The following is a 13,291-nucleotide window of genomic DNA, read 5'->3' as shown; positions in this document are numbered from 1 at the left end:
GGCGCCGGGTGGCCTGGGCGGTGCCGGCGGCGCCGTCCACGTCCACCCAGGGGTGCGCGTCGAGCGCGTCCCACGGGCGGCCGAAGGTCCCAGCGTCGTCTGGTGGGTCGCCGGCCAACGCCTCGTCGTGCCCTGCCAGCGGGTCGAGACTAGGAGGCCAACCGCTCGCGCGCGGTGCGCGTCGGCCGGGGGAGTTCGGCGCTGCCGGCCGACGTGTTGATCTCCGACCAGACGGCGTCGAGGGAGAGCCCGAGGACGTCGGCGATCGCCGCGATGGTCGGGAAGGCGGGGGTGGCTATCCGGCCGGACTCGATCTTTCGAAGGGTCTCTGGCGAGACGCCCGCGTCCAGCGCGGTGAGGAGCATCGAACGCTCTCCACGGGCCCGACGCAGGAGCGCGCCGAGGCGCTGTCCGCGTTCGAGCTCTTCGGGAGTGAGCGGCAACCTGACCATGCCCCGATTCTAGTACCGGGATAATATGGCCGGGATACTTATTGGTCGCCAGAGGAAGGCGCTGCATGATCGAGATCCTGAGCCCCACCGACGTGCTGCGAGCGAAGGACACCGGCGCGTTGGTCGCCAGCATCCTGCGGACGCTGAAGAGTCGCTGCGTGGTCGGCACCAACCTCCTGGACATCGACCGGTGGGCGCAGGCCATGATCACCGAGGCCGGGGCGCAGTCCTGCTACGTCGACTATGAGCCGTCCTTCGGGCGTGGGCCGTTCGGCCACTACATCTGCACGTCGGTGAATGACGCCGTACTGCACGGGTTGCCGTACGACTACCCACTCGCCGACGGGGACCTGCTCTCGCTCGACCTCGCCGTCTCCCACCGTGGAGTCGTCGCGGACTCGGCCATCAGCTTCATCGTGGGCGACGTGCGGCCCCCGGAGAGCGTCGCGTTGATCGACGCGACTGAGCGCGCGTTGCAGGCGGGGATCGCCGCCGCCGGCCCCGGCGTTCCCATCGGTGACATCTCCCACGCGATCGGCTCGGTTCTCACGGCGGCGGGATACTCGGTCAACACGGAGTTCGGCGGCCACGGCGTCGGATCGACGATGCACCAGGATCCGCACGTCTCCAACACCGGGCGCCCCGGTCGCGGCTACCGGCTACGCCCGGGGCTGCTGCTGGCGCTGGAGCCCTGGGTGATGGCGGACACCGCCACGCTGGTCACCGATGCCGACGGCTGGACCCTCCGTAGCGCGACGGGTTGCCGGACGGCGCACAGCGAGCACACCATCGCGATCACCGACGACGGTGCCGAGGTGCTGACCCTGCCGGCGCCCTGACCGACGGCCCGGCGGCCGACCCGCACCCACGGTGGACGATTAACTGGCCGGCCGAGGGGCAGGTCTCTGTGTGGCACCCCTGCGGGTCGCGTTCAGAATGAACCGATCGGTCATATTTTCCGTGATGACGGTCAGGGTCACCCACCAGAGTCGCGGAGGCACGATGTCAACGGTTCGAACTGGTCCGGTCATCGGACTGCTCGTGCAGATCGGCCTGCTGGCCCTGCTGGCGGAGACGGTCGGTCTGGGCGCGGCGGGCTGGTTGGCGGGGCTGGCGTACGGGGTGGTCCTGTGCGCCCTGCTGAGCCGGGGGATGTCCCGCTCGGGCGCGGGTGCGCTCAGCCCGGCCGACCGGGTGACACTGAGCCGGGCGATCCTCGTCGGCGGCGTGACGGCCCTGGCCGCCGACTCGTTCGGCCGGTCGGCGCCGGTCACCCTGATGGTCGTCCTCACCAGCGTGGCGTTGGCCCTCGACGCCGTCGACGGGTACACGGCCCGCCGTACCGGAACCACCAGCGAGCTCGGCGCGCGCTTCGACATGGAGATCGACTCGGTCCTGGTCCTGGTGCTCTGCCTGCACGTGGCCCCCGCGGTGGGTGGCTGGGTGCTCGTGATCGGCGCGATGCGCTACCTCTACGGCGCCGCGACCTGGGTGTTGGAGTGGATGCGGGGATCCGCGCCGCCGCGTTACTGGAGCAAGGTCGTCGCCGCGATCCAGGGCGTCGTGTTGACGGTGGCGATGGCCGACGTGCTGCCCGCGCCGCTGACGACAATGGTGCTGGTGGTGTCGGTGGCGCTGCTGGTCGAGTCGTTCGGGCGGGACGTGACCTGGCTCTGGACGACCCGGCACCGCCGCCGCGCCGTCACCCACGCCACCCCGGCCGCGACGGTCCACGCGGGCAGCTCGGCGAGCCACAGTGCCCCGAGCGCCGCGACGGCGCTGGGCTCGGGCCGGCCGGACGGGCTGCCCTGGTCGGACCGTCCCACGGTTGCCGTTGCCCGACGCGGGACCGCCCGCGTCTGAGCCTCCCGGATGCCGCGACCAACAAAGATCATGGAAGGATGCCCGGGTTGTCGCTCTTGACGCGCGTACGTCAGCTGCCGAGCCAGGGACGGAGGGCTATGGACGTCGAGGTCTCGGACGGCACCGCCGACGGCACGGAGTTCGAGGAGCGGCCGAAACGCTCCATCGCCGCCCGGCTGACGACCGTGCTGGCCGCGCTGCTCGTGCTGCTCGTCCTCACCGTGCCGTACGACTACGGCCGGCTCAGCCCGGCGGCGTTCGCGCGGATCCCCCTGGAGGCGCTACTGGTCGTGGCCCTCCTGCTCGCCCTGCCGTCTCGTGGCAGCCGGATGGTCGCGACGCTCGCCGGCGTGGCTCTCGGCCTGCTCGGCCTGTTGAAGCTGCTCGACCTGGGATTCACCGCGTCGCTGAGCCGGGCGTTCGACCCGGTGCTCGACTGGGCTCTCCTCGACGAGGGGTTCGCCTTCCTCAGCGAGTCGTACGGCCGGCCCGCCGCCATCGGCGCCGCGGTCACCCTGGCGGTGGTGGTCGTGGTCCTGCCGATACTCGTCACGCTGTCGATGCGGCGACTGCGGGGGGTGGTGGTCCGGCACCGCACCGGGACCACCCGGGTCGTTGCCGCGCTGGTGGTTGTCTGGGTAGCCTGCGCCGCGTTCAACGTGCGGGTAGTCGAGGGCGTACCGGTCGCCGACACGTCCGCGACCACCCTGGCCAACGGTCACGGCTTCCAGGTGCGCCTGCGCCTCGACGACCGCGAGACGTTCGGCGCCCTGATCGAGGCCGACACGTTCGGCGACACCCCGGGCGACCAGCTACTGACCGCGCTGCGCGGCAAGAACGTGGTCGTCGCCTTCGTGGAGAGCTACGGCCGGGACGCCGTCGAGGACCCGGAGTTCGCGCCGTGGGTAGGTGCGGTCCTCGACGGCGGCACCAGTCAGCTGAGCGCGGCGGGTTTCGCCGCGCAGAGCGGCTTCCTCACCTCGCCGACCTTCGGTGGCGGCAGTTGGCTCGCGCACGACACACTGCTCTCCGGCCTCTGGATCGACAACGACCAGCGCCACCGCACCCTGCTGGCCAGTGACCGGATGACGCTCAATCGCGCCTTCCAACGCGCGAACTGGCAGACCGTGGGCGTGATGCCCGCCGTCACCAAGCCGTGGCCGGAGGGCTCCTTCTTCGGCTACGACCGGTTCTACGACGCCAGGACGCTCGCGTACCGAGGCCCGAAGTTCAGCTTCGGCACCCCGCCCGACCAGTACACCCTGGCCAGCTGGCAGCGCCTGGAGCAGGCGAAGCGCGACGGCAACGTGATGACCGAGCTGGCGCTGGTGTCGAGTCACGCGCCCTGGACGCCCGTCCCGCCGCTGCTCGACTGGGCCGACGTCGGCGACGGCGCGGTCTACCGTGGGGCCGGCGCGGGCAGGTCCGACGACAAGCGCCGCAACACCGCCCAGATCCGGGCGGACTACCGAAAGTCCATCGAGTACACCCTCGGCGCGCTTATCTCCTACGTGCGGACCTACGGTGACGACGACCTCGTGTTCATCGTCCTCGGTGACCACCAGCCCGCCGCGGTCGTCACCGGCGAGAACGCCAGCCACGACGTGCCGATCTCGATCATCACCCGGGACCGGGCCGTGCTGGACCGGATCTCCGGGTGGGGCTGGCAGGACGGCCTGAAGCCCGGGCCGCAGGCGCCGGTCTGGCGGATGGACGCCTTCCGGGACCGGTTCCTGACCGCCTTCGGACCGTGACCCGGCCACCTCTCCCACGGACTGGACCCAGACAGATGACGGCTAGCACCGACACCAGGATCGCCGCCCTCCGGAGCGACCCGGCCCTGTCCCTGCTGCACCGGTCGCTGGACGTCTACTACGGCGATCCCGAGCGGGACGCGAGGATGGACGCCTTCTACTCCCGCTTCGTCAACGGCGGGGACCTCGTCTTCGACATCGGCTCCCACGTGGGCGATCACATCGCCAGCTTCCGTCGCCTCGGTGCCCGGGTCGTCGCTGTGGAACCGCAGCCGTTGTGTCTGCGCGCCCTGCGGGCGATCTACGCCGACGACGACCGGGTGACAGTGGTCGACGCGGCGTGTGGCGCGCTCCCCGGGCGTACCCGGTTGCACGTCAACTCCGCCAACCCCACAGTGTCCACCGCCTCACCGGATTTCGTCCTCGCGGCGGAGGGCGCGGGCGGGTGGGAGGGCCAGGTGTGGGACACCGACATCGAGGTGGCGGTGGTCACCGTCGACGCGCTGATCGCGACGTACGGCGTGCCGGCCTTCACCAAGATCGACGTTGAGGGCTTCGAGGACGAGGTGCTGGCCGGCCTGAGTCGCCCGCTGCCCGCGCTGTCGTTCGAGTTCACCACCATCGCGCGTGCGGTCGCCGACCGGTGTCTCGATCGCCTGACCGCGCTGGGTTTCGACGGCTTCGACGTCGCGGTGGGCGACGACAAGTCGATGACCTTCCAACGGTGGATGTCCGCGACCGACCTGGCGACGCACCTGCACGACCTGCCGCACGCCGCGAACTCCGGCGACGTGTACTGCGTGTCCGGAAACCAGGCGGTCACCACCGACTGATCGGGCGCTGGCGGTGGCGCGGACCAGCGCGGGATGATCGACGTTCGTCTCGACGTCGAGCCGCGCCACGCGATCGCGGGGAAGAGGGCCGATGACCCCGACACAGCTGCGCGCGTACGTCGCCGTGGTCCGGCTGGGCTCGGTCAAACAGGCCGCCGCGGAGCTTCAGGTCTCCGAGTCGGCGGTGTCGCTGCACATCGCCCAACTGCGCAAGGAGTTCGGCGACAAGCTCTTCGCCCGGACGGCGGCGGGCCTCGCGTTCACAGCGGGTGGGCTGCGGCTGGCCAGTCGGGCGGCGGAACTGCTGGGCCTGCAGGACCGCACCATCCTGGAGGTCAGCGCCGCTACGCGCGGCCGACGGATGCTGCGGGTCGCGGCGTCGAGCCTGTTCGCGGAGTTCGCCGCGCCGGGCCTGATCGAACTCTTCGCGAAGCGCGCCGCCGACCTCGACGTCGAGTTGAGCGTGCGCAACCCGGGGGCGTTCGAGTCGCTGCTGTTGACCCGCGCCGCGGACATCGCGATCGGGCCGCAACCATCGGTCGTCGACAGCGCGATCGACTGCCGGCCGGTGATGAACTACCGGCTCGTGATCGCCGTCGGTCCGGAGCATCCACTGGCCGGCATGGCGGCGTCACCGGGGCAGCTGCGGGAGCAGACCTGGCTGCTCGGGCCGTCGGCCGCCACCGAGTGGGGCGCGGTCCCGGCGCTGCTGCGCCGCCTCGCCGTGCCGGACGAGCGGCAGCAGTTGTTCCAGAGCCACGCGGCCGCGCTGGGGGAGGCCAAGCGGGGCAGGGGGGTGGCGCCGGCCCTCGCGTTCACCGTCGCGCCGGACATCCGTCAGGGCCAGCTCGGGCAGGTGCTGGGGCCGCACGCGACGATGGAGGCGGTGTGGCATGCCCAGGTGCTCGCCACCCCCGGCTCGATGTCGGCAGCCGAGGAGCTGTCGCGCTTCTCGTCGACGCCGAGGGCGATTCAGGCGATGATGCGCGGCGCGGGCGTCAGCGTCGGCCATTTCCGGCCGTCGGTGCACGTGACGCTCTGGAGCTGACGGGCGACGACAAGCAGGTCCTGGAAGGTGCCGGCCGGCAGCATCCGGTCACAGTAGGGGAGTGCGGCGGCCATCCCGCCGACGCGAGGGGCGAAGCCGGGCGCGCCGGCTCGGGGATTCAACCAGAGGATCCGGTACGCGCGGCGGCTCAGCCGGGCCATCACCGCTGCCAGGTCGGCGGGCGGATCGCTGTCCCACCCGTCCGACCCGACCACCACCACTGCCCCGCGTACGGCCTCCGCGTGGTGGGAGGTGAGCAGGGCGCGCAGGTTCGTGGCGATCCGGGTGCCCCCGTACCGGTCGGTCACGGCGGCGCTGGCCTGTGCGACCGCCTCTGCCGCCGAGGTGTGCCGGAGCACCACTGTGAGCCGGGTCAGCGTCGTGGCGAACGCGAACACCTCCGAGTCGGCGACTACCGCGAACGCCCGCATCAGATGCAGGTACGCGGTGGCCTGCGCCCGCATCGACTCGCTGACGTCACAGAGCAGCACGACCCGGCGTGGCCGCCGTACCGGGCGCGCGCGGACGACCTCTATCGGCTCCCAGCCGGTACGCCGGGACCGGGCGATGGTGGCCCGCAACGCGATCCGGGCACCGGCCGGGCCGACGGTGTGCCGCCGGGTGCGTCGGGTCGGCCAGCCGGCGACGGCCGCGCGCAGGGCGTCGCCAAGTTGCGTGACCTGAGCGGCGTCGAGTTCGTCGAACGGACGGTCGGCGAGCCCGGTGTGGGCGCTCGGGCGCCGCTCGGGTAGTCGCAGCGGGGTGTCGTGTTCGGGGGTCTCGGCGACCACCGGCGGCAGTGTCGCCCAGGGCAGGCCGCCGCCCGGCCCCGCGTCGTCGGTGTCGGCCGGCACCCGGACGTACACGTCGTCGGAACTGTCGGCCGGGGGCGCGGACCGCTGCGGTCGGGGCAACGGTGGTGGGTCCGCGAAGACCGCCGCGAAGACCCGGTCGAACGTGGGCACGTCGGTGTGCCGTCGCACCAGGCTGATCCGGGCGGTCCAGTAGAGCGACGACATCGAGTCGGGCGGGCTGGCGGCGAGCACACGGACGAAGTCGTCGACGGCGGTCAGCCCGGCCGGAACCCCGGCCCGACGCAGCCGGCTGGCGAGCGCCACCGCGAACGCGGCCCGGTCGACGCCGCGCAGCACGCCCTGGCTCACCGGCGCGCGACCAGCCAGGCGATCACCGCGCCGACCGCGACCAGACCGACGACCACCGGTACGAGGCGCTTGGTGACCGACCCGCCGGCGATGCTGAGCAGGTCGAGCGCCTCCGGCTCGGCGGTTGGCGCGACACGTACGGCATCACCCGACGGCCCGACGGCCGACGACGCGATTCCCGACGGCGCGACCGGCGACGGCGCGACCGGCGACGACGCGTCCGGCGGCGGCGGACCTGGCCGTGACGAGAACGGCGACGAGCCGGCGGGTGACGGCGCGACCGGTGACGGCTCGACGGGTGAGGGTGCCACGGCGGCGGTGCTGGGCGTGGTGGCGACCGCCGTGGCGGACGCGGCCGGAGTCGGCTCGATCGGCGCGGTGGACGCCGCCGGGGTTGACTCGGACGCCGCCGGGGTGGGCACGGGCGGCGCGGCGGGCGTGTCCGCCACGGGTTGGGCGTGCGGATGCGGGGCCGGCGGTTCGGCGGCGAGCTTGGCCTCCAGGTTCGCCACGAACTGGGCCAGCAGCTTGCCTGACACCTCCTTGATCATGCCGCTGCCGAACTGGGCCAGTTTGCCAGAGATCTTCAGGTCGGTGTCCACACTGACCAGCGTCCGGTCGCCGTCCGGCCGCAAATGGGCGGTGACCAGCGCGGATGCGGTGCCGGTCGAGCGGGCGTCACGGCCCTTCGCGTCGATCACGCCGCGGTACGCGGCGTCGTCCTTCTCGACGAAGCGGGCGGTGCCCGCGAACTCCGAGACGACCGGTCCGACCTTGACCCGCACCCGGCCCTGGTAGACGTCGCCGTCGACGTCGGTCAGCTGGGCGCCCGGCAGGCACGGCGCGAGCCCTTCCAGGTCGGTGAGCACCGCCCAGGCCCGGTCGATCGGAACGGTGACCGCGAACTCGTTGGTGATCTTCATGGTGGACTCTCCTGGTAGGCGCCGAGTGCGGCGGCGACCACGGCGCGGTCGTCGGGGGTTTTGGCGATGGTGCCGATGGTCTGCGCGACACCGTCGGCGGCCAGGTCGGTGACGGCCAGCACGGACAGCGCGCCCACCCAGTCGATGGTCTCCGCCAGGCCGGGCGCCTTCTCCAACTCCCGGTGGCGTACGCCGCCGACGAACTGCACTGCCGTCTGGATCAGCGGCCCGGCCGCGCCCGGTACGGCCCGGCGGACGATCTCCACGGCGCGGGCCGGTTCGGGGTACTCGATCCAGTGGTAGAGGCAGCGGCGGCGCAGCGCGTCGTGCAACTCCCGGCTGCGGTTGGAGGTGAGCACCACGACCGGTGGCGTGCGGGCGGTGAAGGTGCCGAGTTCGGGGATCGTGATGCCGGCCTCGCCGAGGAACTCGAACAGCAGCGCCTCGAACTCGTCGTCGGCCCGGTCGATCTCGTCGATCAGCAGCACCGGCGGGACCGGCCCACTGTGGCGTACAGCCCGCAGGATCGGCCGTTCCTGAAGGTACTCGGCGCTGAACAGGTCCGCGTCGGTGAGCCGGGTGTGGTGCGCCTCGGCGAGCCGGATCGCCAACAGTTGCCGCTGGTAGTTCCACTCGTAGAGCGCCTCGCCGGCGGTGAGCCCCTCGTAGCACTGCAACCGGATCAGCGGTGTCTCCAACGCGAGGGCCAACGCCTTCGCGGCGGTGGTCTTGCCGACCCCCGGCTCGCCCTCCAGCAGCAGCGGCCGACCGAGGCGCAAGGCCAGGAACAGGGCCATCGCCATGCCGTCGTCGACCAGGTAGTCGACGGCGTCGAGGCGGTGCCGGACGGCCTGGGCGTCCTTCATGCCTCGCCCGCCAGCAGGCGCTCGTAGTCGGCCCGGGTGTCCACGTCGATCGGCACCGGCCCGTCGACTGTCACCTCGGTCACCGGGTGACGCCCGGAGTGCAGGAGCTTCCAGACGGCCTTGTCGCCGTGCAGGTCGTACAGCTCGGGCAGGACTTCACGGCCGAAGCGGAAGGGATGGCCCAGGCCGTCCGCGTACCGGCACACGGCCAGCGGGGTGTCCACCGCGGCGACCCCGCGGACGTCCGCGACGCGGACGCCGGGCTGGTCACCGAGGAGCAGCACGAGGGCGTCGGCGCGCGGGTCCACCGCACGCGCGGCGGTGCGCACCGACGACCCGCAGCCGGTGCTGAACGCCGGGTTCTGCACGACCTGGCAGCCGGTCAGGTCCACCCGGTCGCGGATGTCGCCCGCCGCGCCGCCCACTGTGACGAGCAACTGGTCGAAGCCGCACGCGCGGGCCAGGTCGAGGGTGGCGTCGAGCAGCGTCCGCCCCCGGTACGGGAGCAGTTGCTTGGCCTCGCCGAGCCGCACCGACGCTCCAGCGGCGAGCACCACGCCGGTCAGGAACACCTGTCACGCCGCCGTGAAAGTCGCGAGGCAACCGGCGCAGCAGAACCAGAAGTCCTGCCCGTCGACGCGCGTGTGCGGCGTCTCTGCCCCGACCAGCACCGTCATCCCACACACCGGGTCGACGGCCTGCTGCGGTCGGGCGGCCGGCGCGCCGGAGGCCGGGGCCAACCCGTCCACCCGGATGGCCCGGACCACCTCACCCATGATCGCCAGGGCGATCTCCGCCGGCGTACGCGCGCCGATCTCCAGCCCGGCCGGGGTGTGGACGCGGGCACGTTCCGCGTCGGTGAGGCCCAGCTCGTCGAGCAGGGCCACGCCGCGTCTGCCACTGGCGACGACCGCGATGAACCCGACGCCGGCGTCGAGCGCGGCCCGGATCGCCTCCGGCTCGCCCTTGCCCAACCCGGCCACCACCACGGCGGTGCAGCCCGTGCTGTCGTCGGCGATGACGACGTCGAAGTCGAGGAACGCGGCCAGGGTCTTCACGGCGGCGCTGATCGGGGTGTCACCGACCACGCGCAGCGCCGGCGCCGGCAGCATCGGCCGGAGGAAGACCTCGATCGCCCCACCGGAGTGGCACGGGTTCACCACCACCCGCGCCCCCGGCGTCTCCGGGAACGGGGTCGCGCCTTCCGGCAGCACCCGCAGCAGCAGGGCGGTGCCGTCGCGCAGGGCGTCAAGGGCTGCCGCCCGCACCGAACTCTCCGCGCACACCCCGCCCACGAAGCCCTCGATCGAGCCGTCGGACCGGATCACCGCGTCGTCGCCCGGTCGGGCCGACGTCGGATCCTGCGCGCGGACCACTGTGGCGTGGACGAACGGCTCCCGGGTGTCGGTCAGCTCCCGGGCGCGTTCGGCGATGGTGGTCATCCTCGGCTCCTCAGATCGGCGGCCGGGCCTGGCCGCGCATCGCGTCCCAGACCCGCGACGGCGTCAGCGGCATATCGGCGTGGCGGACGCCGAAGGGCTTCAGGGCGTCGATGACCGCGTTGACGATCGCGGGCGGCGACCCCACGGTGGCGGACTCGCCCACGCCCTTCGCGCCGATCGGGTGGTGCGGCGACGGCGTGACGGTGAACCCGGTCTCCCAGTCGGGCACTTCGAGGGACGTCGGGATCAGGTAGTCCATCAGGGACGCGCCGAGGCAGTTGCCGTCCTCGTCGAACGCGATCATCTCCATCAGCGCCATGCCGACCCCGTCGGTCAGGCCGCCGTGCACCTGCCCCTCGATGATCATCGGGTTGATCCGGGTGCCGCAGTCGTCGACCGCGATGAACCGTCGGACCTTCACCTGCGCGGTGCCGGGGTCGATGTCGACCACGCAGATGTACGCGCCGTGCGGATAGGTCAGGTTCGACGGGTTGTAGCAGATCTGCGCCTCCAGGCCACCCTCGATGCCCTCGGGCAGGTCGCCCGCACCGTGCGCGCGCAGGGCGATGTCCTGGATCGTGACGGACCTGCCCGGGTCACCGGCGACGTGGAACGCGCCCTTCTCCCACTCCAGGTCGGCGACCGACACCTCGAGCATCCCCGAGGCGATGATCCGGGCCTTGTCGCGAACCTTCCGGGCCACCAGAGCCGCCGCCGCGCCCGAGACGGGCGTCGAACGGCTGCCGTACGTGCCGAGGCCGAACGGCGTGTTGTCGGTGTCGCCGTGCAGCACCTCGATGTCCGCCGGTGGGATCCCGATCTCCTCGGCGACGATCTGCGCGAACGTCGTCTCGTGGCCCTGACCCTGCGACTGCACGCTGAGGCGTACCACTGCCTTCCCGGTCGGGTGGACGCGCAGCTCGCAACCGTCGGCCATGCCCAGCCCGAGGATGTCCATGTCCTTGCGCGGCCCGGCGCCGACGGCCTCGGTGAAGAACGCGATGCCGATGCCCATCAGCTCGCCCCGGGCCCGTTTCTCGGCCTGCTCGCGGCGCAGCTCGTCGTAGCCGGCCATCTCCATCGCCAGCCGCATCGTCGGCTCGTAGTTGCCCGAGTCGTACACCCAGCCGGTCTTCGTCGTGTACGGGAACTGCTCCGGCTGGATGAAGTTCTTCAACCGCAGCTCGGCCGGGTCCATGCCGAGTTCGTCGGCGAGGCAGTCGACGATCCGCTCGACCAGGTAGACCGCCTCGGTGATGCGGAACGAGCAGGCGTACGCGACGCCACCGGGTGCCTTGTTGGTGTAGACCGCCGTCATCTTGCAGTACGCGGCCTCGATGTCGTAGCTGCCGGTGAAGACCCCGAAGAAACCCGCCGGGTACTTCACCGGGGCGGCGGTGCCGTTGAACGCGCCGTGGTCGGCCAGCACGTTGGTGCGGATGCCGAGGATCCGGCCGTCGCGGGTAGCGGCGATCTCCCCGCGCATGATGTAGTCGCGGGCGAAACCGGTGCTGATCAGGTTCTCCGAGCGGTCCTCCATCCACTTCACCGGCTTGCCGGTCACGATCGAGGCGACGATCGCGCAGACGTACCCGGGGTAGATCGGAACCTTGTTGCCGAACCCGCCGCCGATGTCCGGCGAGATCACCTGGATCTTGTGCTCGGGCAGGCCCGCCACGATGGCGTAGAGGGTGCGGTGCGCGTGCGGGGCCTGGGTGGTCGACCAGAGTCGCAGTTTGCCGTCGACCGCGTCGTAGTCGGCGACCGCCCCACACGTCTCCATCGGCGCCGGGTGCACCCGGGGGTAGACGAGATCCTGGCTGACCACGACGTCCGCGCGGGCGAAGACCGCCTCAGTGGCCGCCTCGTCGCCGGTCTCCCAGTCGAAGCAGTGGTTGTTCGTCTTGCCGTCCAGATCGTCGCGGATCAGCGGTGCGTCCGACTCCAACGCCCGGCGCGCGTCGATCACCGGGTCGAGGACGTCGTACTCGACGTCGATCAGCTCCAGCGCGTCACGTGCCGCGTAGCGGTCGTCGGCGACGACGAACGCCACCTCCTGGCCCTGGAACCGCACCTTGTCGGTGGCGAGCACGGCCTGCACGTCGTTGGAGAGCGTCGGCATCCAGGCCAGGTTCTGCTGCGCCAGCATCGCACCGGTCACCACCGCCCGCACCCCGGGCGACGCCTCGGCGGCACTGGTGTCGATGCTGACGATCCGGGCGTGCGCCACCGGCGACCGGAGGATCGCGAGGTGCAGCATGCCGGGCAGTTGGACGTCGTCGACGTACCGGCCGCGCCCGCGCAGGAAGCGCGGGTCCTCCTTGCGCAGCATCCGGCCGTACCCGACGGGCTTCTGGTCGTTGTCGTGGAACGTGTCCACGCGCTCGTGCACAGTGGTCATGCGACGGCCTCCGCGGGCTGGCCGGCGTTGTCGATCTCGCCAGCCTCGGTCGATTCGGTGGTCTCGGTGACCTGGGCCGCGGCCTGCGCCTCGGCCACGGCGGCCCAGCGGACCGAGCGCACGATGGTGGCGTAACCGGTGCACCGACAGATCTGACCCGAGATCGCCTCCCGGATCTCCGTCTCGCTCGGGTCGGGGTTGCGGTCGAGCAGCGCCCGCGCGGTCATCATCATCCCCGGGGTGCAGAAACCGCACTGCAGACCGTGGCACTGCATGAACCCCTGCTGGATCGGGTCCAGCTCGGCGCCCTTGGCGAGGCCCTCGACGGTACGCACCTGGTGGCCGCCGGCCATCGCCGCGAGCACCGTGCACGACTTCACCGGCTCGCCGTCGAGCCAGACCACGCAGGTGCCGCAGTTGCTGGTGTCGCAGCCCCAGTGCGTGCCGGTCAGACCCAGCACGTCGCGCAGGAAGTGCACCAGCAGCAGTCGGCCCTCGATCTCCCGGGTGACCTCGACGTCGTTGACGGTCATGGTGACCTGCATG

Annotated in this window: 12 protein-coding genes and 1 pseudogene; 5 read left to right on the top strand and 8 right to left on the bottom strand. The window is 71.8% G+C overall.

What is annotated here, in order from left to right:
* Positions 1-149 precede the first annotated feature (149 nt).
* Positions 150-452 carry a helix-turn-helix transcriptional regulator gene (locus AB0B48_RS04870; protein WP_357195977.1) on the bottom strand — a complete coding sequence of 101 codons (303 nt, stop codon included), beginning with the start codon at positions 450-452 and terminating at the stop codon, positions 150-152.
* A gap of 65 nt (positions 453-517) precedes the next feature.
* Here AB0B48_RS04870 and map point away from each other — a divergent pair, with 65 nt between their 5' ends.
* From map to AB0B48_RS04845, 5 genes and pseudogenes are all read left to right on the top strand, one after another.
* Entirely contained in the window at positions 518-1,291 is a 774-nt protein-coding gene (gene map, locus AB0B48_RS04865) for a type I methionyl aminopeptidase (RefSeq protein ID WP_357195974.1), read from the top strand.
* 163 nt (positions 1,292-1,454) lie between these two features.
* A pseudogene (locus tag AB0B48_RS04860) lies at positions 1,455-2,129 on the top strand (CDP-alcohol phosphatidyltransferase family protein); the annotation flags it as partial.
* Positions 2,130-2,413: 284 nt separating this feature from the next.
* The gene (locus AB0B48_RS04855; RefSeq protein WP_357195971.1) at positions 2,414-4,069 is read left to right on the top strand and encodes a sulfatase-like hydrolase/transferase; all 1,656 of its coding nucleotides are present in this window, start codon (positions 2,414-2,416) and stop codon (positions 4,067-4,069) included.
* A 35-nt stretch (positions 4,070-4,104) separates the two neighbouring features.
* A complete protein-coding gene (locus tag AB0B48_RS04850; RefSeq protein WP_357195968.1) occupies positions 4,105-4,902 on the top strand; it encodes an FkbM family methyltransferase in 798 nt (265 codons plus the stop codon).
* A gap of 91 nt (positions 4,903-4,993) precedes the next feature.
* On the top strand, positions 4,994-5,950 hold the full coding sequence (locus AB0B48_RS04845; RefSeq protein ID WP_355006540.1) for a LysR family transcriptional regulator: 957 nt from the start codon (positions 4,994-4,996) through the stop codon (positions 5,948-5,950).
* Here AB0B48_RS04845 and AB0B48_RS04840 read toward each other — a convergent pair.
* Genes AB0B48_RS04840 through AB0B48_RS04810 form a run of 7 tightly spaced genes read right to left on the bottom strand, consistent with a single transcriptional unit; the run spans position 5,875 to position 13,290 of the window.
* On the bottom strand, positions 5,875-7,113 hold the full coding sequence (locus tag AB0B48_RS04840; protein WP_357195964.1) for a VWA domain-containing protein: 1,239 nt from the start codon (positions 7,111-7,113) through the stop codon (positions 5,875-5,877). The two genes, AB0B48_RS04845 and AB0B48_RS04840, sit on opposite strands and share 76 nt — an antisense overlap.
* Complete coding sequence (locus AB0B48_RS04835) at positions 7,110-8,036, bottom strand: SRPBCC domain-containing protein (RefSeq protein ID WP_357195961.1); 927 nt, start codon at positions 8,034-8,036, stop codon at positions 7,110-7,112. The genes AB0B48_RS04840 and AB0B48_RS04835 overlap by 4 nt, the downstream gene beginning before the upstream one ends.
* Entirely contained in the window at positions 8,033-8,902 is an 870-nt protein-coding gene (locus AB0B48_RS04830) for a MoxR family ATPase (protein ID WP_357195958.1), read from the bottom strand. The genes AB0B48_RS04835 and AB0B48_RS04830 overlap by 4 nt, the downstream gene beginning before the upstream one ends.
* Positions 8,899-9,474, bottom strand: coding sequence for a nucleotidyltransferase family protein (locus AB0B48_RS04825; RefSeq protein ID WP_357195955.1), 576 nt, complete (start codon positions 9,472-9,474; stop codon positions 8,899-8,901). Before AB0B48_RS04825 ends, AB0B48_RS04830 begins: the two co-directional genes overlap by 4 nt.
* Before the next feature lie 3 nt (positions 9,475-9,477).
* The gene (locus AB0B48_RS04820; RefSeq protein ID WP_357195952.1) at positions 9,478-10,344 is read right to left on the bottom strand and encodes an XdhC family protein; all 867 of its coding nucleotides are present in this window, start codon (positions 10,342-10,344) and stop codon (positions 9,478-9,480) included.
* A gap of 10 nt (positions 10,345-10,354) precedes the next feature.
* Entirely contained in the window at positions 10,355-12,745 is a 2,391-nt protein-coding gene (locus AB0B48_RS04815; protein ID WP_355006546.1) for an aerobic carbon-monoxide dehydrogenase large subunit, read from the bottom strand.
* Positions 12,742-13,290, bottom strand: a complete 549-nt coding sequence (locus AB0B48_RS04810) for a (2Fe-2S)-binding protein (RefSeq protein ID WP_357195947.1) — start codon at positions 13,288-13,290, stop codon at positions 12,742-12,744. Before AB0B48_RS04810 ends, AB0B48_RS04815 begins: the two co-directional genes overlap by 4 nt.
* Position 13,291 lies beyond the last annotated feature (1 nt).

The sequence above is a fragment of the Micromonospora sp. NPDC049089 genome (assembly GCF_040648775.1).
In the GTDB taxonomy this organism is placed as follows: Bacteria; Actinomycetota; Actinomycetes; order Mycobacteriales; family Micromonosporaceae; genus Micromonospora.
This window is presented reverse-complemented; position numbering and strand designations above follow the sequence as displayed.

Coding starts and splice junctions, on each gene's coding strand:
- AB0B48_RS04830 (WP_357195958.1), bottom strand. CDS start 8,902: ATGAAGGACGCCCAGGCCGTCCGGCACCGCCTCGACGCCGTCGACTAC.
- AB0B48_RS04820 (WP_357195952.1), bottom strand. CDS start 10,344: ATGACCACCATCGCCGAACGCGCCCGGGAGCTGACCGACACCCGGGAG.
- AB0B48_RS04845 (WP_355006540.1), top strand. CDS start 4,994: ATGACCCCGACACAGCTGCGCGCGTACGTCGCCGTGGTCCGGCTGGGC.
- map (WP_357195974.1), top strand. CDS start 518: ATGATCGAGATCCTGAGCCCCACCGACGTGCTGCGAGCGAAGGACACC.
- AB0B48_RS04870 (WP_357195977.1), bottom strand. CDS start 452: ATGGTCAGGTTGCCGCTCACTCCCGAAGAGCTCGAACGCGGACAGCGC.
- AB0B48_RS04855 (WP_357195971.1), top strand. CDS start 2,414: ATGGACGTCGAGGTCTCGGACGGCACCGCCGACGGCACGGAGTTCGAG.
- AB0B48_RS04850 (WP_357195968.1), top strand. CDS start 4,105: ATGACGGCTAGCACCGACACCAGGATCGCCGCCCTCCGGAGCGACCCG.
- AB0B48_RS04810 (WP_357195947.1), bottom strand. CDS start 13,290: ATGCAGGTCACCATGACCGTCAACGACGTCGAGGTCACCCGGGAGATC.
- AB0B48_RS04815 (WP_355006546.1), bottom strand. CDS start 12,745: ATGACCACTGTGCACGAGCGCGTGGACACGTTCCACGACAACGACCAG.
- AB0B48_RS04835 (WP_357195961.1), bottom strand. CDS start 8,036: ATGAAGATCACCAACGAGTTCGCGGTCACCGTTCCGATCGACCGGGCC.